Below are 26,452 nucleotides of genomic sequence, written 5' to 3' on the forward strand. Positions count from 1 at the left end.
TGGGCCAAGCATTTGCCGGTTACGGCGGCGGCGGAATCGCATAAGAAGGCCCGAGAATTTTCCAGGGGTCGCCAATGCCGCGCATTGCCTATGTCAACGGGCGCTACGTCGCTCATGCGGACGCTTCCGTGCATATCGAGGATCGCGGCTATCAGTTCGCCGACGGCGTCTACGAGGTCTGCGAGGTGGCGCGCGGCTTCATCGTCGACATGCCCCGCCATCTTGCCCGGCTGAACCGCTCGCTGACCGAACTGTCGATCGCCTGGCCGGTGACGCGCAACGTGTTGCCGCTGATCCTGCGCGAAGTGGTCAACCGCAATCATGTCGCCAACGGCCTGGTCTATGTCCAGGTGACGCGCGGTGTCGCCAGCCGCGATTTCGTTTTTCCGTCGGCGGACACGAAGCCGGCTCTGGTGGTGACCGCCAAGAAGGCGGATCCTACCGCCGGCGCGAAACGGGCCGAGACGGGTATCGCGGTCATCACCGTGCCCGAGAACCGCTGGGATCGCGTCGACATCAAGACTGTCGGGCTGCTGCCCAATGTATTGGCCAAGCAGAAGGCCAGGGAAGCCGGTGCCCAGGAAGCCTGGTTCGTGGACACGGATGGCAACGTCAAGGAAGGTGGCTCGTCGAATGCCTGGATCGTTACCAGGGATGGCGTTCTGGTCACCAGGCCGGCCGAACATGGCATTCTGCGCGGCATCACGCGCACCACCATGTTCGAAGTCGCGGCAAAGCTCGGCCTGAAGATCGAGGAGCGTGGATTTTCCGTTGCCGAGGCCAAGGCGGCTCGCGAAGCATTCATCAGTTCGGCGACGACTATTGCCATGCCGATCGTGACCATTGACGGTGATCCCATAGCCAATGGACACCCCGGCTCAATAACACTTTCGTTGCGGCAGGCCTTTTTTGACATTGCGGAAAAAAGTCCAGCCTGATAACCGCACAGGTGGAATGAACATCAATATATCTCGTTCTGCTTGTCGTTACTGACGGCAAGAGGGTGTTTGCGCGCTTGACATGTGCCCGGTAATTTGGCGCATTGGCTGCAAACCGAAGGGGATCGGCGAAAGACAAAAACAATGGCGGAACGATCGCAAAACCTCCAGGACCTGTTCCTGAATTCAGTTCGCAAGAGCAAGAACCCGCTCACCATCTTCCTCATCAACGGCGTGAAGCTGACCGGCGTGGTCACCTCCTTCGACAATTTCTGCGTCCTGTTGCGCCGCGACGGCCACTCCCAGCTCGTCTACAAGCACGCCATTTCCACGATCATGCCGAGCCAGCCGGTTCAGATGTTCGATGGCGAGGAAAGCCAGGGCGCCTGATTGGCACGTGAGAGAGACGCGGACGGCACGGTTCGCGGAAAATCAGCGCATCATCCCGGGACGGAAGCGGAAGCCCCGACCCGGGCCGTTGTCATTGTGCCTGTGCTTTCCCGCCAACCGCGCAATGACGATGACACGAGCCGTCCCCGGCTGACACGCTCGGCCGAGGCGCGCCACGACGAAGCAGTCGGCCTTGCCCGCGCCATCGACCTTGATCTGATCCATACGGCGGTCGTCACCGTCAACGACCCGCGTCCGGCGACATTGCTGGGCAGCGGCAAGGTCGAGGAGTTCGCCGGGATCGTCAAGGAAGGGCATGCGGAAGTGGTCATCGTCGACCATCCGCTGACGCCGGTACAGCAGCGCAATCTCGAGAAGGAATTCAACGCCAAGGTGCTGGATCGCACGGGGCTGATCCTGGAGATTTTCGGCGAGCGGGCGCGCACCAAGGAAGGCACGCTGCAAGTCGAGCTTGCCCATCTCAACTACCAGAAGGGCCGCCTGGTGCGCAGCTGGACCCACCTGGAGCGTCAGCGTGGCGGTGCCGGCTTCCTCGGCGGCCCCGGTGAAACGCAGATCGAATCCGATCGGCGGCAGTTGCAGGAAAAGATCATAAAGCTGAAGCACGAGCTGGAAACGGTGCGCCGCACCCGCGACCTGCATCGCGCCAAGCGCAAGAAGGTGCCGTTTCCGGTGGTGGCGATCGTCGGCTACACCAACGCCGGGAAGTCGACGCTGTTCAACAAGCTGACCGGGGCAGGGGTGCTGGCGCAGGACATGCTGTTTGCCACGCTTGATCCGACACTGCGCCGCGTGCGGCTGTCGCATGGCACGCCGATCATTCTTTCCGACACGGTGGGCTTCATTTCGGACCTGCCGACGCATCTGATCGCGGCGTTCCGCGCGACCTTGGAAGAGGTCGTAGAGGCCGATCTCGTTATCCATCTGCGCGACATTTCCGATCCCGATACGGCGGCGCAGGCCGAAGATGTCGAACGCATCCTCGCCGACCTCGGCGTCGACGCCAGCGACACCAAGCGCGTGATCGAAGTCTGGAACAAGATCGACCTGCTGGACGAAGGCAACAGGCAACGGCTGCTCGCCGACGGCGCCGGCGGCGGCAAGGAGCCGCCAATCGCCGTATCGGCGGTATCGGGCGAAGGCATCGATGCGCTGAAGGCGATCATCGAAACGCGGATGGCCGGCGAGCTGCGAGATCTGACGGTGACGATCGAGCCGGCCCAGTTTGGCCTTCTCGATTGGCTTTACCGCAATGGCGATGTCGTTTCGCGAACCGACAATGACGACGGCAGCGCCACCATCTCGCTCCAGGCCACGCAAAGCGCCCGTGAAGAGATCGAAAGCCGATTGCGCCGCAAAAACAACGGTTAACGCGCAGCAATTCAGCAAGAAGTGCTACTTCGCGGTTTTTGCTTCCTGCCAGAGCGCTTCCATTTCCTCCAGGGTAGCTTCCTCCAGCGAGCCGCCGGCCTTTTCCAAGGCCTGCTCGACATAGTGGAAGCGTGAGCGGAATTTCTCGTTGGTGCCGCTCAGCGCCGCTTCCGAATCGAGCTTCAGGTGACGCCCAAGATTGACGACTGCAAACAACATGTCGCCGAACTCGTCCTTGATCTCGGCCGTTTCACCCTTGGCCAGAGCCTCGCGCAACTCCCCGATCTCTTCCTCGATCTTGTCCAGGATGGGAGCAGCCTCGCTCCAGTCGAAGCCGACACGGGCGGCCTTTTCCTGAAGTTTCAAGGCTCGCGTCAAGGCGGGCAGGGCGACCGGAACACTGTCCAGGAATCCCTTGCCATTGTCCTCGGGGTCGAGGCCACGCGCGAGGCGGGCTTGCCGCTTCTCGGCCTTCTCCTGCGCCTTGATCTTCTCCCACATGCCCTTGGCCATGCCGGCACTGCGAGCCTTCTCGTCGCCAAAGACGTGTGGATGGCGGCGGATCATCTTGGTGGTGATGGCCTGGACCACGTCAGGGAACGCGAATTCGCCGGCTTCCTGCGCCATCTGGGCGTGGTAGACGACCTGCAGCAGGAGGTCGCCAAGCTCGTCGCGCAGGTCGTCGAGATCGCCGCGCGCGATGGCGTCCGCCACCTCATAGGCCTCCTCGATCGTATAGGGAGCGATGGTGGAGAAATTCTGCTCGATGTCCCACAGGCAGCCGGTCTTCGGCGCGCGCAACGCCGCCATGATCTCGATCAGGCGTGAAATGTCTTTCGATGGCGTCATGCGGCGGATGCTATCGCGCGAACTGCCGCGCGGCCAACGCTGTCAGCCGGCGAGGGGGCCTTGTCCACAGTTGCACCGTACCCGCTTCGTCAGTCCAGCACGGAAACGATCGCCTTGGCGAGGTCATCCATGCCGTCCTCGGGCAGGCCGGCCACGTTGATGCGGCTGTCGCCGACCATGTAGACGGCGTGCTCGGCGCGCAGCCGTTCGACCTGCGCTTCCGTGAGGCCAAGCCGGGAGAACATGCCGCGATGGCTGGCAACGAAGTCGAAACGGTCGGAATTGGATTGCCGGCGCAGCGCTTCGGCGAACGCGACCCTGAGCCTCAGCATACGCAGGCGCATCTCTTCGAGCTCTGCCTCCCAGTCGGCACGCAGCGCGGCGTCTTCCAGCACGATGCGCACCGCGGCCGCGCCATGGTCCGGCGGCATCGAATACATGGCGCGTGCCGCCGACAGCATCTGGCTCATCGCGACGTCGGCCTGCGCGCCGTCCCTGGCCAGGACCATCGCCGCGCCGACACGGTCGCGGTAGACGGCGAAACTCTTCGAGCAGCTCGACGCGACGACCATTTCCGGGACTTTCGCGGCCAGCAGCCGCAAGCCGAGGGCGTCGGCCTCGAGACCGTCGCCAAAGCCCTGATAGGCGATGTCGACAAACGGCAGCAAGCCACGCTCGACGATCAGATCGGTGACGGCCTCCCACTGAGCTGCGTCCAGATTGGCGCCGGTCGGGTTGTGGCAGCAGCCATGCAGCAGCACCACGTCGCCGCGGTTGGCCGTCCGCAATACAGCCAGCATGTCGTCGAAACGAACGGCACCCGAGGCCGCATCGAAATAGGGGTATTCGCGAATCTGCAGGCCGGCGGCACGCATCACCGGCATATGGTTCGGCCAGGTCGGGTCGGAGACCCAGACCGTCGCGTCCGACCGTGTGCGCTTGAGCAGTTCCGCCACCAGCCGCAGCGCGCCGGACCCGCCAGGCGCCTGTGCCGCACGGATACGCGCCATGTCGGCACCCGGACCGAAGGCGAGCTTGGCCATCACGGTGTTGAAGCCGGTATCGCCGGCAAGGCCGAGATAGGTCTTGGTATCCTGTCCTTCCAGCAGCCGCTTTTCGGCCTCGCGCACGGCGCGCATGACCGGCGTCTTGCCGTCGCGATCCTTGTAGACGCCGACCCCGAGGTCGACCTTGCCAGGGCGTGGATCGGCGCGATAGAGGCCGATCAGCGCAAGAATCTTGTCGGCGGGAGCTGGCTGCAGGTGTTCGAACATCATTATGGTTCCGTTGGCGCGGCGGAGTGATACGCAAATTGGCCAGGTTTCACCAGCGGTTTCGGTGCGCCGACACGAAAAGCGGCACCTGTTGGTATAGCTTCCACCTACTCAGAGAAAGCATTCTCCATGCTCGTCCGTCTGACCATGATCTGCGCCGGCGCCACGGCGGCGACCCGGAAAGGATCGTTTCCTTCGGATGAACCGCTGGAGCCACGATCGCTGACATTGGCAAAGGCGATGCGCGGGATGCTGCGTCGCGCCGACCGTGTGTTGACGGGCCCGGCGCTTCGCGCCTGTCAGACCGCTGAGGCGCTATCGCTGGATGCGTCTGTCGATCCGACGCTGGCGGACCAGAATTGCGGACGATGGGCAGGCAAGAGCTTTGACGAGGTGCAGGCGCTACACCCGGATGAGATCGTCGCCTGGCGTACGAATCCGAATGCGGCCCCGCATGGCGGTGAATCGCTGGCCGAAATTGCCCAACGGGCCGCTGGTTTGATGGATCGATTGATCGCCGAACGTGGTCACACGATCGCCGTGACGCATGCCAGCGTCATCCGCGCCGCGATCCTGCATGTTCTCAGCGCGCCGCTTGCCGCCGGTTGGAAAATCGACATCGAGCCGCTGAGCATCACCGATTTTCGCAGCGACGGCCGCAGATGGGTGTTGCGCGCCTGCGGCGTGAGCGCTCCCAAACGGGCAAGTCCGCGTCGGGACTGAAGAGCAGCGCTGGATATCGGCGAAGAAAAAGACAGCCGCCGGGATTAGAATCCCCACATGCTCCGTAAACAGGGCATGAAACCGTCGATGCCACGCTTTGACATTATAGGACAACTCGGGTCGCTGCGGCGCTACGCGCGTTCGCTGACGCGCGACGGCGTCGAGGCCGAGGATCTCGTGCACGACGCGCTGGTGCGCGCCTATGAGCGTCGTGGCACCTTCCGCTCCGGCGGCAACCTGCGGGCATGGCTGCTGTCGATCGTCCACAATACCTTCATCGACCGCATGCGCTCGCGCCGCTCGGAAGCGGCTCGTCTCGAACAGGCCGGATATCTGGCGGACGGCAGCACGCCGGCGCCGCAGGAACATTCCGTGCGCCTGGCGCAGGTGCGCGAAGCCTTTTTCAGCCTGCCGGAAGAGCAGCGCTCGGCGCTGCATCTGGTCGCCATCGAGGGGCTCTCCTACCAGCAGGCGGCAAATGCCAGCGGCGTGCCGCTGGGCACGCTGATGTCGCGTATCGGCAGGGCGCGCGCGGCCCTGCGCCAGCTGGAAGAGGCGCCGGCGCGGGGCAAAAATCATCTCAGGATCGTGGGAGGTGACTCATGACCGCTCTTGTCGACCCGGTTACGGACGCAGATCTCGACGCCTATGTCGACGACCAGCTCGATGTCACCCGTCGCATCGAGGTCGAAGCTTTCCTGTCCGCGCGTCCGGAAGCGGCCGCGCGCGTGATGTCCGATCTGCGCACCCGCGACGAGTTGCGCGTGGCGCTGGCCGGCTCTGAGGGCATGGCGCGACCCGCGACGGCCGATGCCGCGCGGCGGCTGGAGAGGGGCCTTGGCCGGGGCCGCACCTTCGGCGTGCTGCAACGCGCGGCGGCGGTCGCCGCTTTCGTTGCCGCCGGCTGGCTGGCCAACGGCATCGTCGGGCCGATGTCGGTGACCAAGGTCGTCGCTTCGCCGCAGCCGCCCGCCTATGTCGACGAGGCGGTACAGGCACACAGGACGACGCTGCTGCGCGAAAACATGCCCTCGCAGACCGAGGCGCCCAATTACAATGCCGGCGAGATCCGCGCCGCCACCGCCATCGTCATGCCATCGCTGCCGAAGGACTGGAAAGTCCGCGACGTGCAGATCTATCCGTCGCGCTTCGGCCCGAGTGTCGAGATTGCGGTTGAAACGAAGGAGATGGGCCTGGTGTCGCTGTTCGCGATCCGGCCGGGCACTTTCGATGTGGTCAAACCGACCGTCGCGCCCTCCGGCGATATCTCCTCGGCCTACTTCCAGATCGGCGATGTCGCCTACGCGGTTGTCGCGAAGAGCGAGTTTCATGATCTCGACCGCGCCGCCGAAACGCTCGCCAGAACGCTCTACTGACCCATCCACAAAGGAGACCTGAAAATGAATACGCCCAATCTTGGATACCGCGTCGGCGCGGGCGCCCGGACCGGAGCCATCTATGACGAGGGCCTGCGCCAGCACATGCTGCGCGTCTACAATTATATGGGCCTCGGCCTGGTGGTTACCGGCCTTGTCGCCTTCCTGGTGTCGTCGACGCCCGCCCTCTATGTGCCGATCTTTTCCAGCCCGCTGAAATGGGTGGTGATGCTGGCGCCGCTCGCTTTCGTGCTGCTGTTCTCGTTCAAGATGCAGACCATGTCGGCGGCAAGCGCGCAGGCAATGTTCTGGGCCTTTTGTGCCGTCATGGGCCTGTCGCTGGCCTCGGTGTTCCTTGTCTTCACCGGCACCAGCATCGCGCGCACCTTCTTCATCGCAGCCACCATGTTCGGTGCCACCAGCCTCTATGGCTACACGACCAGGCGCGACCTGACCCAGTTATCGTCCTTCCTGATCATGGGCCTGATCGGCGTGGTGATCGCCAGCATTGTCAACATCTTCCTCGGCTCGACCGCGCTGCAGTTCGCCATTTCGGTGATCGGCATCGCCGTGTTCATTGGCCTGACCGCCTGGGATACGCAGACGATCAAGGAGCAGTATGCGGAGAACTTCGATGCGGAGTCGCGCCAGAAGCTCGCCGTCTTCGGCGCCTTCTCGCTCTATCTGAACTTCATCAACATCTTCCAGCTGCTGTTGAATTTCACCGGCGAGCGGGAATAGTCCGAACCGTAGCAGGCAACATCTGGCATCCTGCCGTGGCCGGAGGGAAACCTCCGGCCATTTTCATTCGAAAGGGCGCCTGGCCCTTGGCGCCATCGACGTTCATCGCGACTGTGTGAAATGCAAACGCCGTCCGCCGCCTTGAGTTCACGCCCGGCCATTTGCTAACCTGCCGGCCATGCCAGACAGACCACGAGGACAAATGGAACAGGACAGCCTGACGCTTCACGGCGACGGTATATCGGTAACCATTGCCGGGCAGGGCGCCGAACTGGTTTCGCTGAGGGATGCGCAAGGATTTGAGTTTCTGTGGCAGGCCGGACCAGCCTGGCGGCGCCATTCACCGGTGCTGTTTCCGATCGTCGGCCGGCTGAAGGGCGATCAACTGCGCCATCGCGGCCAGACCTATCCGATGACGCAGCACGGCTTCGCCCGCGATATGCCATTTGCCTGGGCGGAGAGGGGGCCTCGATCCTGCACGCTGGTGCTCGCCGATGACGCGGAAACCCGAACGCACTACCCGTTCGCATTCCGCCTGGCTGTGACCTATACGCTGGGCGAGGGTCAACTCGACATAGGATTAGAGATCACCAACACCGGCGACGAGCCGTTGCCGGCCTCGATCGGGGCGCATCCGGCATTCAACTGGCCACTTCTGCCCGGTGTGGCCAAAACGGATTATCGGCTGATCTTTTCCGATGACGAGCCAGCGCCGATCCGCCGGCTGAAGGATGGCCTGCTCACCGCGACGCCGCAGCCAACGCCTGTCAAAGGCAATATCCTCGAGCTCTCCGAAGGGCTTTTCGAGGACGACGCCGTGATCATGGACCGGCCGGCCAGCAACAGCATTCGCTACGGCGCCGGTCACGGTCCGGCGATTGAGGTCTCGTGGCAGGGACTTCAGGAACTGGGCATCTGGTCCAAACCCGGCGGCGCACCGTTCCTGTGCATCGAGCCTTGGCACGGCATTGCCAGCCCGCTGGATTTCGATGGAGAGTTCATCGACAAGCCGGGCCTGATGCTGATCGCGCCGGGCGCGAAGCGTTCGTTGAGTTACCGGATCAGGTTGGAGCAGGGGCCTCGGTAAAGTTTCCTGCAGACCGGACAGGGGGCATATTCGACCTCAGGTCGGGTTTCAAACCTGCCGGACCACGGCGCCGATCACATTGACGAGAAGGCGCGCGGCGATGAGCGCCGACAGGCCGTCAATGTCGGCTGGCGGATAGAACTCGACAAGATCGAATCCAGCGATCCTCGCCCGCTTGCCGAGGCCTGCGATGAGATCGATGACCTGCGTATAGGTGAGGCCGCCAGGCGTACGCGCGGCCACGCCAGGCATGAAGCCTGGGTCGAGACTGTCGCAGTCGAAGGTGACGACGACCCGCGCGCCTTCCGGAATATGGCTGAGCGCCGCTTCGACACCTTGGGCGTGGACCTCGCGGGCGGTGACGAAACGGCTGCCATAGTGCCGCGCCGCTTCGATCTCCGTGAGGCGTGCGCTGCCGACGCTGCGCAGTCCGACCTGCACCATGCCGGCGACATGCGCCATCTCGCTCGCCCGGCGCATCGGGCTGGAGTAGCCGTGGCGTTCGCCATGCACTTCGTCACGCCAGTCGATATGGGCGTCGATCTGCAGGATCCAGACAGGCCCGTGATCCGCGAAGCCGGCGAGGAAGGGACTGACCACGGAATCGTCCCCGCCGAGCAGGATGGGCACGGCGGGCAATGACAGGACTTCGCGCGTCTTCGCCTCGATCCGGGCGCGGTTGCCGGCATTGTCATGCATGATGGTCAGGATGTCGCCGGCGTCGACGCAGCAGATCGGCCTGCCGTCGAACAACGGGCCGCCGAGATCGAAATCCCAATGCTCGACGAGCGCAGCATCATCCTGGCTTGCAACACGGATGGCATCGGCGGCCAAGGCGTGGCCGCCGCTGTCTTTGCCGGGATAGGTGCTGCCGTGACCGGCACCGACGATCACCGCACGGGGCACCGTGCCATCGGCGAGGCGATCGGGCAGGCCGAGAAAGGAAGATCGAGTGGTCATTTCTGATGGCCTTGAATCCAGCCGAAGCCTGATGAGCAGTTTGGGGCAGGGTAATTGCTTCGCCGGTCGGATTCCATTGCCGAAATCGCCGTCCGGAGGGTTCCGTCGGTCTTGGCTTTGAGGCACCTTTTGGCTGGGACATTGAGGGCCCTGATCAGGCAGGAACGTATGTCAACCGGATCACGTCCTTGCCGATCCGGTCACTGGCCACGAGGTGGAGTGGTGGCCGGGGGCCGGCGAAGAACGCCTTGCCGCGACCGAGCACGACAGGATGGAAGTAGAGTCGATACTCATCGATGAAACCGGTCAGGCTTCGCGCCATGTCTGGTCCGGAAACCGAAATCTCGCCTGTCAGCTCATCTTTCAGCCTGCGTATTGCAGCCTCCGTGTCATCAGCGACAAGCGTGGCGTTAGGGCCGACCGACTTCAGCGAGCGCGAGACAACCCATTTCGGTTGCCGTCGCCATGCCGCCGCGAACTCGCGTAAATCCGGCGTCCACTCCGGATGGTCTTCATCCCAATAGCGCATGACCTCGTACATGCCGCGACCGTACACGCTGCCCGTCAGGCAGCGCACGTGCTCGATCCAATGACGGAAGAGCGTGGCATCAGGCCCAAATGCCTGGTGGTCGACGTAGCCATCTAGGGACAGGTTCATTCCGAAGACGAACTTCGCCATGCTGCAAAATCTCCATCCCAAGTTCCTTCAGCATACCCCAAGCCGCCAGAACTGTAAGTGAAGGTTTGGGCGCAATTTGAAAATTGCCAGAGGTATGCAGATTGCGTGCGGGGCGCGACGCAAGCGCGCGCGTGGCATCGCATTTCGCCATCCACCGACTTATGGCAGAAAGTCGCATAAGATAGATTATGGAACTAACGCATGGGGCGTAGCCCGGGATTTGCTGCGGTTTCGGCCAGTGGCGGCAAACATCGTGAACGGCACCATGCCGGCACTTCACGACCTCGAACCCATCGTCCAACGTTCGAGCGGCGACTGGAACAGCCGGCTGAGCTGCTGTCTCTATCGTTCTAACTCGTATGGGATTTCTATCACCATGCCATCATAGGCCGGTTCGACATTGTCAGGCGTCTCGGTCATCACGGCGGTGTAATCGAGCGGCACGTGCATGTGCGTCAGCACGGCGTTCCCAGGCGAAAGCGCCTCGATCCAGTCCAGCGCCTGGCCAAGCGAGAGATGGCTTGGATGCGTGTTGTATTGCAAAGCGTCGATGACCAGCATGTCGAGGCCTCGCAGCCGCTCGGCGGTGGTCTTGGGAAAGTCGCTGACATCGGGGCAGTAGGCGAGCCCGCCGATGCGGAAACCCAGCGAAATGATGTCGCCATGGATCTGGGGCAGCGGCTCGAAGGTGAGGGCACCCCCCTCTCCTTCGATCACAACCGGCCTGGCATGGTCGATGATGTGGGCGTCGACGATCGGCGGATAGGAGCTGCCTGGCGGCGTCTCGAAGCAATAGCCGAACGCCTCGCGCAGCCGCAGCATGGTCGGCTCGTCGGCATGGATGTCGATGCGATGCCGTTGTTCCAGCACATAGCCGCGCAAATCGTCGATGCCGTGGATGTGGTCGGCGTGCGGATGCGTGTAGATGACACCATCGATGCGCCTGACTGAAGCCATCAGCATCTGCTCGCGGAAATCCGGCCCGGTGTCGATGACGACCGTGGTGCGGCTGCCATTGGCGGCAATGCGCTCGACAAGCGCGGCCGTGCGCATGCGCCGGTTCCTCGGATTGGCGGGGTCGCAATTGCCCCAGTCGCCGGTGATGCGCGGCGTGCCTGGCGACGATCCAGAGCCGAGAATGGTCAGGCGCAGCCGGTCGCTCATGCCTCGGGTGCCCGCTGGTCCGGGCGTGGCATTTTTCCAAACAGTCGAAAGAAATTGTCGGTGGTCAACGCAGCGATTTCAGCCTCGGTGACGCCGATCGTCTCGGCCAACACCTTGGCGGTCTGCGCGACATAGGCAGGCTCGTTCCGCTTGCCCCGAAACGGGACCGGCGCAAGGTATGGCGCGTCGGTTTCGACCAGCAGCCGGTCGTGCGGCACGTCGGCGGCGATAGCACGCAATTCGACGGAGTTCTTGAAAGTCAGGATGCCCGAGAACGACACATAGCCGCCTAACGACACGCCGACCTCGGCGAGCCGCCGTCCCGACGAAAAACAATGCAGGATGAACGGGAAGGCACCCTTCCCTGTCTCGTCCTCGAGAATGGCGGCCATGTCGTCGTCGGCATCGCGCGAATGGATGACGAGAGGCAGCCCGGTTTCGCGGGCGGCGGCGATATGGGCGCGAAAGCCATGCGCCTGCGCCTCGCGTGGTGCCTTGTCGTAGAAATAATCGAGCCCCGCTTCGCCGATCGCCACCACCTTCGGATGAGTGGAAAGGCGGACAAGGTCGGCAGTGGTGATGTCGAGCTCCTCGGCGGCATTGTGCGGATGGGTGCCAACCGAGCAATAGACTTCGTCGAAAGTCTCTGCAATCTCAAGGATTTGCTGAAACCGCTTCACGCGCGTGGAGATCGTCACCATGCGGCCGATACCAGCCGCCTTGGCGCGGGCGACAATGGCCGCCCGCTCCTCGGCGAAGTCCGGAAAGTCCAGATGACAATGGCTGTCGACGAGCATCAGGCGTTCGCGTCCGTCTGTTCGACATAGCGCGGAAACACGCCCTCTGGCGCAGGCAGCGCCGTGCCGGACACAAGCGCATGGTCGGCGTGGACATGCACGAAATCGCGATCGTCCGCCGGCACCGCCAGCAGGTCGAGCAGCTTGCCGGCCGAGCCCGGAATGAAGGGCTGGCATAGAACCGCCACGCGCCGCACCACTTCGGCCGTCGTCCACAGCACCGTTTCCATGCGCTCCGGATTGGTCTTCTTGAGCGCCCAGGGTTCCTGTCCGGCGAAATACCGGTCGGCTTCCGCAACCACGCCGAAGATCGCCGCCAGTGCCAGATGGATGCCCTGTTCGGCCATTGCCTTGCGCGCTGTGGCGAGGGCGTCGACCGCTTGATCCAGGATCACCTTGTCGGCTTCCGCCAGATCGCCGCGCTTCGGCACGACGCCGCCGCAGTTCTTGGCGATCATCGACAGCGAGCGCTGCGCCAGATTGCCGAGACCATTGGCCAGATCCGCATTGGTGCGGTTGACGATCGCTTCATGGCTGTAGCTGCCGTCCTGCCCGAACGGCACTTCGCGCAGGAAGAAGTACCGCACCTGGTCGAGGCCGTAATGCTCGACCATGGTGAACGGGTCGATGACGTTGCCGACCGATTTCGACATCTTCTCGCCGCGGTTGAAAAGGAAGCCGTGGCCGAAGACGCGCTTCGGCAGCGGGATGCCGGCCGACATCAGGAAGGCGGGCCAATAGACCGCGTGGAAGCGTACAATGTCCTTGCCGATGATGTGCGCATCGGCCGGCCAAAACCGCCAATTGTCAGCTTTTTCATCGGGATAGCCGACGCCGGTAATGTAGTTGGTCAGCGCGTCGACCCACACATACATCACGTGCTTTTCGTCGCCAGGTACCGGCACGCCCCAGTCGAATGTGGTGCGCGAGATCGACAGGTCCTTCAGTCCCGACTTGACGAAGCTCATCACCTCGTTGCGTCGCTCGGCCGGACCGATGAAGTCGGGCTGGTTTTCATAAAGCGCGATGAGCTTGTCCTGGTAGGCCGACAGGCGGAAGAAATAGCTCTCTTCCTCGACCCATTCGACCGGCGTTCCCTGCGGCCCGTAGCGGATATTGTCGGGGCGGACCTCGGTCTCCTCCTCGCCGTAATAGGCTTCGTCGCGCACGGAGTACCAGCCGGCATAGCCGCCCTTGTAGACGTCGCCATTGGCGGCCATTGCCTTCCAGATCGCCTGCGAAGCCGCGTAATGCCGCTCCTCGGTGGTGCGGATGAAATCGTCGTTGGAGGCGTTGAGCGCGGTCGCCATGCGCTTGAACTCGGCCGAGTTGCGGTCGGCCAGGTCGTGCGCCGAAATGCCTTCCTTCTTCGCCGTCTGCAGCATCTTGATGCCGTGCTCGTCGGTGCCGGTGAGGAAGAAGACCTGCTTGCCGTCGAGTCGCTGGAAACGGGCAAGCGCGTCGGTGGCGATCAGCTCGTACGCATGGCCGATATGCGGCTTGCCGTTCGGATAGGAAATCGCGGTCGTGATGTAGAATGTGTCGCGTGACATGAATGAACCGTCATGAATGTCTGAATGGAAGCCGTGGCGGTGGATATCGCATCGGAATGGCGATTGCCATCCCGAGACCAATGCATGCCGCCCAAAAGTGGCCCCGGCATTGGGGCAACGGCATGCACCAAAAAGGCCGTCACATTCGCATTGCAGAATTCAGGCGGTCGATCATGGTCAGGGCGTGCTGCTTCTTGTCGAGATTGTAGGTGTCCGTCTCAGATATAGCGTCCAAGGCCTCATGCCAAGTATCGGAGAGCGTTTTGGCCCGCTTGAGATCGCCAGCCTGCGCTGCCTGGCTTGCCGCGTCCGACAGAAGGTCCAGCGCCCGGCGGTTGAAGATGTCGAACTGGATCGCCTGGTCCCTGCCCGCGACGGCCTCGGCCAGGCGGTAGGCACCGGCAATATCGCTCTTTCCCGTCGCCACCAGGCCATCGAGCGTCTGCGCGATTTCCAGCCCGCCATACTGCGTCAGCAGGATCGCGCTGCGCGCGCTTCCCCCTGCCCGCTCGACCAGCGCGGCTCGCGCGGCCGGATCGTCCGGTGGTGGCGGCTCCGCTGTCTCCAGCACCGCCATCAGTTCGTTGGCGTCGAGCGGCGTCAGCCGCACCACCTGGCAGCGCGAGCGGATCGTCGGCAGCAGACTGCCCGGCGCATGGACGATGAGAATGAACAGGGTCCGTGCCGGTGGTTCCTCGAGATTCTTCAGCAAGGCATTGGCCGCATTGGCATTCATGTCGTCGGCCGGATCGACGATCACCACCCGGTAGCTGCCGTCGTGCGAAGTCAGCGACAGGAAGCGGCTGACCTTGCGGATCTCGTCGACGGTGACGACGGTCTTGAAGCTCTTGGTCTTGTCGTTCAAGGGGCGGGTCAGATGCAGCACCCCGGGATGCGCCCCGGTGGCGATCTGGCGAAACAGCGGCGAGGCCGGATCGGGAACCGCAAGGTTTCCGGGCGCCTGGTCGAAGGCCGGATGCTTCAAAAGGTGATGGGCAAGATGGAAGGCGAGCGTCGCCTTGCCGATGCCGACCGGCCCGGCGAAGATCAGCGCATGCGGCAGCTTTCCCGCGCGATAGGCGGCGGCGAGCATGGTGGCGGCCTGCCCGTGCCCGACCAGACGCGGCGTTTCGGAGGGTTCCGGCACACCGTCCAGCGTATCATGTTGTTCCGGCGCGATGCGTTCGAAGATCATACCGGTGCGACCTGCCTGTTGCGCTCGGGCGCCCTTGCCTCCAATGCCGCAAACACGGTCGCCGTGACGACATCCTCCACCGTGTCCGGGTCGGCTGACGCGTCGACGACGATGCAGCGTTCCGGCTCTGCCGCGGCGATCGCCAGGAACGCTTCGCGGCGGGCCTGGTGGATGGCCAGCGTCTCCTTTTCGAAGCGGTCGGCGGCGGCATCGCTGCCACGCCGCAATGTCGCGCGCTTCAAACCCTCGGCCGGGTCGATATCGAAGATCAGTGTCATGTCGGGCATCATGCCGTTGATGGCGACCTGTTCCAGCATGGCCATGAATGCCGGATCGATCCCGCCCGTAACACCCTGATAGACACGCGAGGAATCCAGGAAGCGGTCACAAAGCACGATGGAGCCGCGCTCGACCGCCGGGCGGATGACCTGCTCGACATGGTCGGAACGCGCGGCAGCGAAGAGCAGCGCTTCCATCTTCGGCCCGAACGGTTCGGCGGCGCCCGAAAGCAGCACATGCCGGACTGCTTCGGCGCCCGGCGAGCCGCCCGGTTCACGCGTGCGCAGGACATCATACTTCTTGGCGCGCATCTTTGTGGCCAGCCGCTCGATCTGTGTCGACTTGCCTGCGCCTTCGCCGCCTTCGAAGGTGATGAAAAATCCGCGCGCCAACCGAGAGGCCTTTATTCCTGTTTGAGTGGATTGTTGCGCTCTAGATAGTCCGCGTTCGGGGAAACGTCCATGCCGTCGGTGCTATCGCAGCCAGCCGATCGCCAGTTCCTTGACGGCATCGAGCGCACGTTGCGGCAACGTGCCGACGCCGATCGACTCGGCTGCGAACAACGGTGTCTCCTGGCTCAGCGTGTCGCCGATCCAGACGCGCAGTGCGCCCACCGGCTGCCCCTCCTCCACCGGTGCGGCGACCGGGCCGGTATAGACGATCCTGGCCGTCAGCTTGTCGCGGTTGGTGATCGGCAGGAAGATGTCGATCGGACCTTTTGCCTTCAGCGTCACGCCCGATTTCGCACCGCCAAAGACCTGGGCCTCGCCGACCACCTCGTCCTTGGCGAAAATCTCGGTCTTCTCGAACGAACGAACGCCCCAGTCGAGCAGTTTGCGCGCCTCTTCTGCGCGCTCCTTGTCATTGGCCAGTCCACTCATCGCCGCGATCACCCGCGTGCCGTCGTGGCTGACCGAAGCGACGATGCCGAAGCCAGATGTCTCGCTGGCGCCGACAGCCAGGCCGTCGGCCCCGATGTCCATCGCCAGCAACGGGTTGCGGTTCCTCTGCGAGATCTTGTTCCAGGTGAAATCCTTCAGGCCATAGTAGCGATAGTAATCCGGGTATTCGCGCCACAGATGCAGGGCGAGCTGCGCCAACTCGCGCACATTTGTCTGCTGGCCATCGGCCGGCAGTCCGGTCGAATTGACGAAAGTCGATGTCTTGAGGCCGATCTGGCGCGCGCGTTCGGTCATCTCCCTGGCAAAATTGTCCTCGGATCCGGCCATGCCTTCGGCTATGATGATACAGCCGTCATTCGCGGCCTGCACGGTCACCCCCTGGATCAGGTCCTCGAGTCGGATCGCCGATTTGAGCTTGGCGAACATCGTCGAGGTCCCCGACGGCGCGCCACCTGTGCGCCAGGCGTTTTCGCTGACCACGAACGTATCGTCGAGTTTGAGGCGTCCGGACTTGAGGGCGTTGAAAACCACTTCCATCGTCATCAGCTTGGCCATCGAGGCCGGTGGAATGGGTTTGTCGGCATCTTTCGAAAACAGCACCGTGCCGGTGTCGGCATCGATCATGAAGGCCTGTGCGGCCTTGGTTTCGAAAAGCTGCGCTTGGGCCGGCGAAAGCGTAAGCAGGAGGCCGAGGAGAAAAAACCCGGCGAAAGGCTGTAGCAAGCGAAACTGCATGAAACGCGACCCATTGGCCGGCCCCTCCGGCGTGCCGAAACTATCGAGCTTTTTCGGCGAGGGATCAACTGCCGGCGGAAAGCCGGCTCCTGGATCAGTCGCGCACGACCAGCGCGTCGGGCGCGCCGTGCGACCAGGCCGCCTTCAACAACTCGTCCAGGCCGCCATGGCCGTCCGGATAGAGGTTGACCGCATACCAGTCATTGCCGTCGAGATCGGAGCGCTGGATTTCTATTCTGCCGAAGGGCTTCAGCGCCGAGGCCACACGTTCGGCTTGGGTGGCATCGTCGAACGTGCCGGCGGCGACATAGTCGGAGCTGGACGGCGCCGCTCGGGAGTTGGTCTTCTTCCACGACCGCAGGATTTCGGCGGGCGCCATGCCGCTTTCGTCCAGAGCGGCAAAGACATCCGCGCGATGGACGCGTTCATCGGCATAGGACAGCGAGGCCATGGCGAACGGCGATTGCGGCGGCAAGCCGATCTCCGGCCGTTCCGGCACGATCGGTCCGAAATCGGGCAGCGCGAGATCGCCGAAGACCGGCTGCGCGGACATCTGCCCCTCGACCGGGGTCGCGGCATCGGTCAGCTGACCTGGAAACGGCACGGCGGCCGCGCCCATCGGAAGGCTCGGCGAAGGCCCGTTCATGGCCACCATGACGCCCGTCGGCAGGCCATCCGATGGATCCGGTATGCGGTTGCCTGGATGATAAGAGGCCATCAGATACTGGTCGTCATTGCCGTCGAGCGGGGCGCGGCCGACATATTCGACCTTCACCTTTGCGGTGCCGACCTTGTCGTAGTCCAGCATCTGTGCGGCCCGCTCCGAGACGTCGATGATGCGGCCCTCATGGTATGGGCCGCGGTCATTGACGCGCACGATCACCGAACTGCCGGTTTCGAGGTTGGTGACGCGGGCATAGCTGGGCAGCGGCATGGTCGGATGCGCCGCCGTCAGATGCGCCATGTCGTAGACTTCGCCGTTGGCGGTCAGCCGGCCATGGAAGGCGTCACCATACCACGAGGCCAGACCCACCTTGGCGTACTTCTTGTCTTCCTTGGGATAATACCACTTGCCGCGTACCTGATAGGGCTTGCCAAGCTGATCGCGACCGCCACCGCGCCGCATGAAGGCAGCGCGCGGACTGGCCTTCACGCCATATTCGGTCTCGGCGAAATATTCCTTGGAGCGGGTCTTCTTGTAGACCATCCCCTTCGGCTCGGGCTGCGACGCGCAAGCGGCAAGCAATGCAGCGGACGCTGCAAGCAACGCAACCGTGGCAACGCGACGAAGACGCGGGTGCGTCACAGCCTGCATTCTTGATTGTTCCCTAAAGTCTCAACCAAAGACGTCGTATCCGACCATCAGAAGAGCCAAGCACTCACTCGACAATGCCAACGACGTCCCGGACCCCGATCCTTTGTGCGCAGGAATTGTTTATCACGGTATTAACCGATTGTGGCCGGAACCGGGCAAGATTGTGACGCCGCTCGTCTGGTCCCAGGGCGCCGGCAAAGGCCCGTTTCAGCCAAGCCGGTTGACAGGCCTTCGCCGGGCACACTAGAGCAGTGGCCGGCAGTCACTGGAGGGATGGCCGAGCGGTTTAAGGCACCGGTCTTGAAAACCGGCGTGGGCGCAAGTTCACCGTGGGTTCGAATCCCACTCCCTCCGCCATTTATAGCATTTAAAGCCATGTTTTTATTCACATTTTACGAAAAGCGCTGAAAGCGATATTCAAACCTACCCACAAACCTGTTCCGCAAGGGTACGGGCTAGTTCTGAGGCAAGGCTGCCAGCACGTCCCGCAGGATCTGCTCGGCTTCGAAATCGCCAGCCTCGCCCATGATGAAGGCGACGCTGCCGAGGATCATGGCTCGCGCAAGGTCCATCGCGGCCTCGGCGCCGCGCTCGTCGCTTGTCTGCCTGAGGACCGCGACGGTCTCGGCCACGTTTGATTCTGTGACGGTTCTGGGTTCTGTGGTCATGCTTCGGATTCCTGGCGCGGCCAGCACTGGGCCCGGAACAGCTCGGCGACGACCGAGTCGGCCCTCGCCTTGCCGGCGCGCGTCTCAATGAATAGCGCGCCAGCGACCATCTGCGAAATAGCGATTCGGATGGCCTCTGCACTGTCGGTCCGGTCCTCGATGACGGCGAGATCGGCCATCGCCTCAGCGACGGCGAACTTGTCCTGGTCACGCATCGGCCATCTCCTGCACCTTCTCTGCTGCACCATCGGCAAGCAGCGGCGACTTCGGCAGGCAGGATGGAACCGGCTCGGTTCCAAGATCACGCTCACCGCGCGCCAGGAATGCGGCAACGATCGGGTCGCGGGCGATCTTGGAAAGGCAGTATTCGGATTTGACCGTCATGGACTTATCTCCTTGTGCTTGACACTAGGAAATATAGTCCGTCGATCAGTCCAATGTAAATTCATCAAAAATGGTTACTTTGACACCATATTGGCACCATTATACTTCCGTGTAGCCAAATTGGTTACAAAGGCTGGTTTGCAACCAAATTGGTTGCGCTGATTTGAGGTCCCCCAATTCGGCGAGCGTCGGCATCATGCAGTCAGCGCTGGCAGGTCGGCCGGATCTTTGGCCGGGTATAGCTTGATCGAACGGATGTAGGCGTCGTCCAGGACGAATGTGTCGTCGCCGTCGTGACCGATGGTGATGGTGTTAACCGGCGAAAACGGTGCATAGGCGACCGTCTGCGTTACCGCAGTGGCGCCGTCAACCGAGACGGAATAATCGTAGTTGCCGGCGTTGTGGCGGCCGAGGGTAAAGGCCGATTTGTGGAGGCCGGTCCCGCTATAGGTGACCTCGCCGTGAAACCAGATATCAGCCTGGTCTTCCAGAACGTTGTTATGGCCGATGTTGACGTAGTTGGTCATCAGCGAGCGCGCCACGGCATCCATGATGCACATCAGGAAGCCATAGGGATCGGAGACGTGGTCGATCTCGAAGACGATGGTGCAACCTACTGCTAGGCCCGTTGCGATGTCCGAAGCCAGGGCGCCGATCGCGTTTGGCCGATTGGCGTTGCTGTTGTCGACATACATTCCGGACCCGGAGATCGACGTGGGATCAAAGCCGCCGCCAAGGAGATCGGCAACGGCTCGGGTAGAGCCGCCGGCATAATAGGACCCGCCAACGAAGTCGAGGGATGCGATCGAGCCATCGGGCAGCGGATCGCCCCACCCACCATCGCCCCCGCCACCATCGCCCGGGTCTTCATCGTCTGACCCGAAATCGCCATCAAATGTCAGGTCTTCCGGCGTATAGCCGGCGAGGAACATCACTTTTGTCAGAAGCCACCGCAACGATACTGCGCCTGGGATCGTGTTCGGCAACCGATACTCGGTCCAGTGATCGTCGCCGAAGCCGTTGAAGATGGAAAACCGGAACAGATCGTAAATCGGATAGCTGGCCGACTGACCCGTTATGTCGGTGACATCCGCCATTAGACTTGCGGTGCCCGCGGCAACATTGATGAGCCACACTTCGGCGCCGTCGATAGCCTGGAAAAGCGCAAAGCCGGGCTTCGGGAAAACCCGCCCCTGAGACGACTGGCCGCCGCCGAGAGTGAAAAGCTGCTTTGGAAGCGTGAATTGGCTGACGACAGTCGCGGTTTCGGGATTCACCAGTCGGATATAGGAAACGCTGCTCTCAATCTCCGAGACCACGAGATAGTCGGTCTGTGGATCGTAGTGGATGCCGTTTATGGTGCCGGCCTGGGTGTAGGCTAGCGAGTGTGTCCAGAGATCGCCATCGAACCTGTATTCATAAATTCCATCGGTCCCAGAAGCATCGAAGCCAAAGTATGAGATCGAGCCGACAAGTGTGCGGCCGCGACACTGGATCGCGTCGCTGATGTTGATGGTGTCGCGCGTCACTGAGATCGTCGAGAACGCCAGATCGACGACTGCCTGCCCGGCAAGGAAGCCGCCACCGCTGTTCAGGTCGCAGCCCACCGTTACCCATTTCTGACCGAATTGCATCGGAGGCAGCCAGTTGATCGAGTCCGTCGCGGCGTCCTCGTTCCATTCGGCAATAACGGCTCCCGTGGTGGCATTGTAAACGCGCAGCGGGCGGTCTGCAGAGCCGTTCGCCATTCTGACGAGGATGTAGCCAGATCCCGGCATCGCGCGAGGCTGTACGGTGCCGTTGACGTAGGCCTGGCTGTCGGCCAGCGGTACGCGGTAGAGCTCGAGGTGGGTCTGGACATCGAGCGCGGCGAGGTAGACCTGCGTTAGGCCTGGCACCTGATAGCTCGTCAAGGCCTGATAAATGATCCCGTCGGCGATGTCGTAGGCGGCACTCGGGGTGTCGTCAGACAAGAAACTGCTATTCCCTAGCCTGACCACATCGTTGGTGATCCAAGCGATCTCATGTGTGCCGCCACTGTCGGTGGCCGCATTGGAAATCACGCATTTTACCGTGGGCTCGCTATCGGCCGCAAAACCGTCGATGTAGATCATCGCGAAGTGCCGCCATGCGCCAGCCTTCTCGCCGATGACGCCTTTGGCGATCGGATCGACCTCGGTATGGTTGCCACCATAGAAGCGGAAGTTTTCCGAGGCGCCGATGCCGTTCTCCGCGTCGAAAACGACCTTGTTATTGATCTCGACCCGGATGAGCTTGTAGCCCGAACCGAAGGGATCATAGGCAAGGAGATAGCCGAGGGTGGCGACCTGCTTTGTCGTGCTGATCGGCGGGTCGACCGGCGGATTGCCGCCAAAGTTGAAAAGGCTGCCGCCCGGAGGCGTTCCCCCGGTCACGACGGTGATGGTTTTCGACCCACCGATGACAGGGATGCCATCGACCTTGCCGGTTCCAACGACGATCGGGATCGGTCGGCCGATGACGTTGGAGACGTTGAACGCCGACACCGGCTCGACAGGTTTTGCCGTTTCCGTCGGGGTCGGCCCAAAGGTCAGGCCGGCGCCGTTGGCGGCCTGGCCCGGAGTGGCAAACCAGACCATCAGGCGGCACCTTTCGTGATCAGGCGCTCCCACATCCACATGCGCCCATCTGCCTCGCGAAAGCCAATGACCTTGTGGATGGCGTCGATGTGAGCGCGAGGAATCGGGCCGACCCAGACAGGATTGAGCGTCATCACGCTGATGGCTGTCTCCTCTTGCGCGGCGAGTATTTTAATCAGCGCCGCGTCGCCTGCGCGCACACGCGCGGGAAGCCTGGCATCGTCCGACGCGTCGGGATGCAGCCAGATCCCCACGATGTCGCCAATCTCGGCCAAATGCACGGTAGACAGGACGCACGCCACGTCGTCAGGAACGACGTCGCCAAGGCAGTTGCCGATGTTTCGCGTGAAATAGATCGACGATCGCGCCCAAGTTTTATCGACCACGGGTGGACCTCTGAGCATCCATGAAGCCGAGCGCCGTTGCACGGCGAACCGCAGCAAGGCTGTCCCTTGAAGGCGGTTTGTCGCCGTTCCAATGGTTGACCTGGCTGAACGCAATCGGGCGCCCGGCGGAACCCGCATCGCTCGGCGTCTTTGGCTGTGGGCGCGCATCGGTGAACTGGTCAGGCCTCGCGATGATGACGCGTTCCTCGGGGCTCTTGAAGAACTCGATCTTTTGCGTGTCGCCGTTGCCCGGACCCATTATGCCGCCGGTGTCGAAGCCATGCGCCTTGTTCGAGGCGGCAAGCGCTTGCGCATAGACCTGCGCATATCTCGGATCGGTCGGGCTGATGCCGTTGAGCATGGCATTGTAGGGATCGCCACCACGAAGGGCGGTGGGAGCGGCACCGATCGACGAACCACCGCTCGGATAGCCAACCGGTGACTGGCCGCCAGAAATGATGGCGCGGGCGATCTGCTCTGGGGTTGCGCCCAAGCCCGTGGAGCCATAGCCGATGTTGCCACCGCCGACGATGCCGGCGGCGCGGAAGTTCGATTTGACATCGGCAAGCACGCTGAGGAACTGAGCGGTGGCAGGGTCGACGCTGGAGGTGGAGGAGGTATCGGCGCCACTGCTGGAGGAACTGCCCAATCCGCTGAAGCTGCCGCTGGTCTTGATGTCGTCGAGCAGCTGCGCGGTTTTGCGCGTGTTGGCCTCGATGTTCATCCAGACGGTCCATGCGCGATTGTCGTTGGCCGTCGGCTGACGTCCGGTGAAGCCCGACTGCGGATCCGCGAGCGCCTGCATCTGGCCCGGCGTGAAGATGCCGACCGTTTCAGCCGGGCTCTTGAAGAACGAGACTTGCTGGGTATCGCCGGGATGGATCATGCCGCCTGTGGCGAAGCGGGTCACATTGACGGTGCCGGTGCTGGAATCGCCATACCCGCCCATGCTGCCATAGCCGGTGCTCGGCACGGTGTTGGCGGTGATCGACGGGCCGGACTGCTGGCCGGGAATGCCGCCATAGCGCGTCACGCCGACCGTTGTCGAGCCGCCAGTCGTCTCGCTCGGCACGCTGTATTGCGATTGCGTGCCGGACCCGACCTGCTGGGTGCGCACGGTGATCGTCACCGTCTTGTTGGGAATGTTGCGGATGCTGTCGGAAAGGCCGACGACATCGGACTTCAACTGGCGCACCTTGATTTCGCCGCTGACGATGCTGTCGAAGAAGGCATTGATCGCGACCGGATCGCCGCCCATCTGGAGCAGGGTTTGCCGAAGCAGGTCGATGCCGTCATTCAGCGACTTGGCACTTCCATTGCCGTGGTCATAGGCGGCAAAGAGCTTGTCGACCGCTGTTGCGGTGCGCTCAATCGCGGTCCTGGCTTGATTGGCGTTGCCGAAAAAGCCTTTGCCGAAGACCTGCTCAATCTCGGCGTGCGGGGCCGCGTTCAGGTCGTCCTGGATCTTCTTGATCTGCGCCTGCGTGGAATGCAGGTTGGTGATGGTCTGCTGGAGGTCGCCCAGTTGAGCCAGCTTGGCATCCTGAAACGCGCGAGAGACGTTGATGATCTGCTGCGACATGCCGCCGAATTCGACGCTCACGCCGTTCGCCGCCTTGCCAATGCCGCCGACCGCCGAGGAAAAGCCATTGGCGCTTGAGGTCGCCGTGCCGAAACTGATCTTCGACAGGTCGCCGAGACCCTCCAGCGCATGATTGGTCTGGATCTGGTCGACCACATCGCTTGCGAAGGTACGCAGCGGATGTGATGCCATAATCCGATCGACCTCAGCATTGCGATCCTCGATCGCCTTGGTCAATTGCGCTTTGAGTTTCGACGTGTCGAAGCCCTTAATCAGTTCGTCCGGCGCGTTGATCGGCGCGATGTCGATCCCAGGGATCTTGTTGAATGCCTCTATGATTGCATCGACAGCATCCGACGACTTCTTCACCAGGAAGTTGATCGGCTCAATGGCCATATTGGCGGCTTCGCCAAAGATCAGACCGAGTTGCGCGGGGAAACTTTGCCATCCTGCAACGATGTCATAGCCGGCCGCATGGAAGGCATTGATCACCAATTCGGCGATATCGACCGCTGCCGAGCCGAGCTTCTGGAAAGCGTATTTGGCGCCAGTGTAGATCGTGTCGAAGATGGACCCGACCGCCGAACCCCTGAGATCATTACCGATTGTCTGGAAGATCGCATGAAACGTCTCGCCAAAGCCGATCGAGCGGTGCTCGGCCTCGCTCGCCCGGTCGCGGATGGCCTCGAAGCCGAGACTTGCCGCGATGGCCGCCACGCCAAGCGAACGCAGGATGGTGCTGCCCGCAACAAGGCTGGTGATCTTGCTGAAGGTGGAGGTTGCGACGCTGCCGAGCACGCTCAGCGTCGGAACAACGCCGCCGCCTTGACCCAGGATGGACCCGATCCTGGTCGCCTCGAAGCTGAGTGCCTGCATGGCACTGCCGCCAGCCAGCATCGTCCCTGCCGTGGCACGCACGACGTGGCCCAACTCGGCGATCTGAACGCTGGAGAGGCCAGCAGCCTTGCCGGTCTCATTGAGCGCGCCGGAATGGCCTTTCAGCACCGCGATGCTGGCAAGGGTAGCGGTGCGCTCGCGCGACAAGGCGTCCGATGCCTCACCTTCCGAAATCGCGCCGAGTTTTGTGGCGATGCGCAGTTCTTCCTTCAGCGTCAGATACTCACGCGTCACCCGGAACAGCGGGTTGTATTTCGCCCTGATATCATCGAGGGCGGCGCCATAAGCCTGGATGTCTTCGGCCCGTGCTTGGGTGCCATCCGCCATGCGCAGGTTGGATGCTGCGAACTGGCCATTGGCGGTGACGGCGCGCTGGATGCTGGCGGTAACCGTGTCAGCCTGGGTGCCGAGCCGGCCGATCGATGCGGTGGCAGCGGTCGAACTCGCCTTCACGTCGTCGATCGAGGTGCTGGCTTTTTCGGACTCGGCGGCAAGCTTGGTCATGCCGCCGCTGGACGTGGCAGCAACCCCCGCCATCTTGCTCAACAGCGCATTGGTCTGTTCGACCGCAGCCGCGATCTTGGCAAGCCCGGCCTCGGTTGCTGAGGATCCGCTCAGTTTGCGCGACACCTCGGCATCGAACGCATCGGCCATCTGCCTGGCCTTGGCCAATGCCTGTTCGAACGGCGCAATGTTGCCGCGAATGTCGATCCACACTGATGCGGCTGGTTCGTCAGTCATGATCCCTTCCTCTCCTTAGTGTTGCAGGACCGGATGGAAACCAGCCTGGAGCCCAGCCGGTCCTGCTTCGGCCGCGCCCGCGGCTGATCGAACGGGCGCACCTTTTCCATGTCAGGCGACCTTCGCCAGAATTCGAGGTTCCCAAATCACTCCGCCATCTGCTCCCGGGCGGCTCGACAGCTGCGCGCGCTGGCCGACCATGCGCTCCGCTGCGGCGACGGCATCGTGGAGCGCTATCTTAGCCTTGAGCAGTTGTTGCTGCTCGCTGGCCGAGCTTGGAAACATCTGCAATTGGGCCCGCGCCAAGAACTGCGTTTTCTGCTCGTCGTCTATGCCGCTCAGAAAGGCGGGCGCCGCGCTAACGGCTGCCACAACGCGCTGATCGGCCATCACTTTCTGCTTGTACAAATAATTGACGGGATCATTGCCTGATCCGTGTTGGCTGCGGATGAAAGCGCGGATCTCGGCGGCCAGCATCACATCCGCAATGTCGTTCGACACCTCGGGCAAGGTGATGGCGGTGCTTACATGAGCCACGCGCCTATCAATTTCACGATCGGCAGCGGCGACTTCGGCACCAGCGATCCCCGCATCGATAGCAGCGAGACCGATCTGTGCGATCGCTTTCAACCTGCCGGCGTCGGAGAGGTCGTGGTTACCCTCCTGCTGCGCGATGGCGATGTCGACCAGCCGCACGCCGGCCCGGATCGCGGCCATTGCCTCGTGGCTTTTTCGCCACCAAATGCTCACATCCGAAGATGGCCATCGGGCCTCCTCGGCGCCGATCATACCAAGCTGAGCATCAGAAATTTTCGCTGTCGCCATAG

General features: G+C 62.6%; 26 protein-coding genes and 1 tRNA gene. 9 read left to right on the forward strand and 18 right to left on the reverse strand.

The genetic code is table 11. From position 1 onward, the window contains the following. Window positions 1-74: 74 nt before the first annotated feature. The 3 genes from LB536_RS27210 to hflX all read left to right on the forward strand — a co-directional run bounded on the left by LB536_RS27210 (window position 75) and on the right by hflX (window position 2,720). Window positions 75-938, forward strand: coding sequence for a D-amino-acid transaminase (locus tag LB536_RS27210; RefSeq protein WP_224598016.1), 864 nt, complete (start codon window positions 75-77; stop codon window positions 936-938). Window positions 939-1,082: 144 nt separating this feature from the next. Further along, a complete protein-coding gene (gene hfq / locus LB536_RS27215; protein ID WP_006202172.1) occupies window positions 1,083-1,328 on the forward strand; it encodes an RNA chaperone Hfq in 246 nt (81 codons plus the stop codon). Further along, a complete protein-coding gene (gene hflX / locus LB536_RS27220) occupies window positions 1,329-2,720 on the forward strand; it encodes a GTPase HflX (RefSeq protein ID WP_224598018.1) in 1,392 nt (463 codons plus the stop codon). It abuts the gene before it with no gap. A gap of 24 nt (window positions 2,721-2,744) precedes the next feature. Here hflX and mazG read toward each other — a convergent pair whose 3' ends face one another. Further along, window positions 2,745-3,569, reverse strand: a complete 825-nt coding sequence (gene mazG, locus LB536_RS27225; RefSeq protein ID WP_224598021.1) for a nucleoside triphosphate pyrophosphohydrolase — start codon at window positions 3,567-3,569, stop codon at window positions 2,745-2,747. A gap of 89 nt (window positions 3,570-3,658) precedes the next feature. Beyond that, on the reverse strand, window positions 3,659-4,843 hold the full coding sequence (locus LB536_RS27230; protein ID WP_224598124.1) for an aromatic amino acid transaminase: 1,185 nt from the start codon (window positions 4,841-4,843) through the stop codon (window positions 3,659-3,661). 147 nt (window positions 4,844-4,990) lie between these two features. On the opposite strand from LB536_RS27230, the gene LB536_RS27235 reads away from it, so the two are divergent. From LB536_RS27235 to LB536_RS27255, 5 genes are all read left to right on the forward strand, one after another. Continuing rightward, a complete protein-coding gene (locus tag LB536_RS27235) occupies window positions 4,991-5,566 on the forward strand; it encodes a histidine phosphatase family protein (RefSeq protein WP_411966598.1) in 576 nt (191 codons plus the stop codon). A gap of 87 nt (window positions 5,567-5,653) precedes the next feature. Next, window positions 5,654-6,172, forward strand: coding sequence for a sigma-70 family RNA polymerase sigma factor (locus LB536_RS27240; protein ID WP_246682433.1), 519 nt, complete (start codon window positions 5,654-5,656; stop codon window positions 6,170-6,172). Then, on the forward strand, window positions 6,169-6,942 hold the full coding sequence (locus tag LB536_RS27245) for an anti-sigma factor family protein (protein WP_224598026.1): 774 nt from the start codon (window positions 6,169-6,171) through the stop codon (window positions 6,940-6,942). The genes LB536_RS27240 and LB536_RS27245 overlap by 4 nt, the downstream gene beginning before the upstream one ends. A 24-nt stretch (window positions 6,943-6,966) precedes the next feature. Continuing rightward, entirely contained in the window at window positions 6,967-7,683 is a 717-nt protein-coding gene (locus tag LB536_RS27250; protein ID WP_224598028.1) for a Bax inhibitor-1/YccA family protein, read from the forward strand. Window positions 7,684-7,885: 202 nt separating this feature from the next. After that, on the forward strand, window positions 7,886-8,770 hold the full coding sequence (locus LB536_RS27255; protein ID WP_224598030.1) for an aldose 1-epimerase family protein: 885 nt from the start codon (window positions 7,886-7,888) through the stop codon (window positions 8,768-8,770). Between the two features lie 48 nt (window positions 8,771-8,818). Here the strand turns inward: LB536_RS27255 and LB536_RS27260 are convergent, their stop codons facing one another. From LB536_RS27260 to LB536_RS27300, 9 genes are all read right to left on the reverse strand, one after another. Beyond that, on the reverse strand, window positions 8,819-9,730 hold the full coding sequence (locus tag LB536_RS27260; RefSeq protein ID WP_224598032.1) for an agmatinase: 912 nt from the start codon (window positions 9,728-9,730) through the stop codon (window positions 8,819-8,821). A gap of 154 nt (window positions 9,731-9,884) precedes the next feature. Further along, window positions 9,885-10,409, reverse strand: a complete 525-nt coding sequence (locus LB536_RS27265; protein ID WP_224598033.1) for a dihydrofolate reductase family protein — start codon at window positions 10,407-10,409, stop codon at window positions 9,885-9,887. A 342-nt stretch (window positions 10,410-10,751) separates the two neighbouring features. After that, window positions 10,752-11,573 carry an MBL fold metallo-hydrolase gene (locus tag LB536_RS27270; protein ID WP_224598034.1) on the reverse strand — a complete coding sequence of 274 codons (822 nt, stop codon included), beginning with the start codon at window positions 11,571-11,573 and terminating at the stop codon, window positions 10,752-10,754. Further along, window positions 11,570-12,370 (reverse strand): TatD family hydrolase, encoded by an 801-nt coding sequence (locus tag LB536_RS27275; protein WP_224598035.1) that lies wholly within the window; start codon window positions 12,368-12,370, stop codon window positions 11,570-11,572. The genes LB536_RS27270 and LB536_RS27275 overlap by 4 nt, the downstream gene beginning before the upstream one ends. After that, window positions 12,370-13,923, reverse strand: coding sequence for a methionine--tRNA ligase (metG, locus tag LB536_RS27280; RefSeq protein WP_224598036.1), 1,554 nt, complete (start codon window positions 13,921-13,923; stop codon window positions 12,370-12,372). Before metG ends, LB536_RS27275 begins: the two co-directional genes overlap by 1 nt. A 139-nt stretch (window positions 13,924-14,062) precedes the next feature. Further along, window positions 14,063-15,118 (reverse strand): DNA polymerase III subunit delta', encoded by a 1,056-nt coding sequence (locus tag LB536_RS27285; protein ID WP_224598037.1) that lies wholly within the window; start codon window positions 15,116-15,118, stop codon window positions 14,063-14,065. Then, window positions 15,115-15,789, reverse strand: coding sequence for a dTMP kinase (gene tmk, locus LB536_RS27290; protein ID WP_181183048.1), 675 nt, complete (start codon window positions 15,787-15,789; stop codon window positions 15,115-15,117). Before tmk ends, LB536_RS27285 begins: the two co-directional genes overlap by 4 nt. Before the next feature lie 81 nt (window positions 15,790-15,870). Further along, window positions 15,871-17,034, reverse strand: coding sequence for a D-alanyl-D-alanine carboxypeptidase family protein (locus LB536_RS27295; protein WP_224598038.1), 1,164 nt, complete (start codon window positions 17,032-17,034; stop codon window positions 15,871-15,873). Between the two features lie 94 nt (window positions 17,035-17,128). Beyond that, complete coding sequence (locus LB536_RS27300; RefSeq protein WP_224598039.1) at window positions 17,129-18,349, reverse strand: septal ring lytic transglycosylase RlpA family protein; 1,221 nt, start codon at window positions 18,347-18,349, stop codon at window positions 17,129-17,131. 267 nt (window positions 18,350-18,616) lie between these two features. On the opposite strand from LB536_RS27300, the gene LB536_RS27305 reads away from it, so the two are divergent. Then, window positions 18,617-18,706: transfer RNA gene (locus LB536_RS27305), tRNA-Ser, on the forward strand. Between the two features lie 98 nt (window positions 18,707-18,804). Here LB536_RS27305 and LB536_RS27310 read toward each other — a convergent pair. From LB536_RS27310 to LB536_RS27340, 7 genes are all read right to left on the reverse strand, one after another. Further along, window positions 18,805-19,017 (reverse strand): hypothetical protein, encoded by a 213-nt coding sequence (locus tag LB536_RS27310; RefSeq protein WP_224598040.1) that lies wholly within the window; start codon window positions 19,015-19,017, stop codon window positions 18,805-18,807. Next, window positions 19,014-19,232 carry a hypothetical protein gene (locus LB536_RS27315; RefSeq protein WP_224598043.1) on the reverse strand — a complete coding sequence of 73 codons (219 nt, stop codon included), beginning with the start codon at window positions 19,230-19,232 and terminating at the stop codon, window positions 19,014-19,016. The genes LB536_RS27310 and LB536_RS27315 overlap by 4 nt, the downstream gene beginning before the upstream one ends. Then, window positions 19,225-19,401 (reverse strand): hypothetical protein, encoded by a 177-nt coding sequence (locus LB536_RS27320; RefSeq protein WP_224598047.1) that lies wholly within the window; start codon window positions 19,399-19,401, stop codon window positions 19,225-19,227. Before LB536_RS27320 ends, LB536_RS27315 begins: the two co-directional genes overlap by 8 nt. Window positions 19,402-19,595: 194 nt before the next feature. Then, the gene (locus LB536_RS27325; RefSeq protein ID WP_224598049.1) at window positions 19,596-22,019 is read right to left on the reverse strand and encodes a hypothetical protein; all 2,424 of its coding nucleotides are present in this window, start codon (window positions 22,017-22,019) and stop codon (window positions 19,596-19,598) included. Beyond that, window positions 22,019-22,405, reverse strand: a complete 387-nt coding sequence (locus LB536_RS27330) for a hypothetical protein (protein WP_224598052.1) — start codon at window positions 22,403-22,405, stop codon at window positions 22,019-22,021. The genes LB536_RS27325 and LB536_RS27330 overlap by 1 nt, the downstream gene beginning before the upstream one ends. Continuing rightward, entirely contained in the window at window positions 22,395-25,625 is a 3,231-nt protein-coding gene (locus LB536_RS27335; protein WP_224598055.1) for a hypothetical protein, read from the reverse strand. The genes LB536_RS27330 and LB536_RS27335 overlap by 11 nt, the downstream gene beginning before the upstream one ends. A gap of 111 nt (window positions 25,626-25,736) precedes the next feature. After that, window positions 25,737-26,450: a hypothetical protein gene (locus LB536_RS27340; RefSeq protein ID WP_224598057.1), complete on the reverse strand. Its 714-nt coding sequence runs from the start codon at window positions 26,448-26,450 to the stop codon at window positions 25,737-25,739. Window positions 26,451-26,452: the final 2 nt, after the last annotated feature.

This window comes from Mesorhizobium sp. ES1-3, assembly GCF_020164795.1.
Taxonomy (GTDB): Bacteria; Pseudomonadota; Alphaproteobacteria; order Rhizobiales; family Rhizobiaceae; genus Mesorhizobium.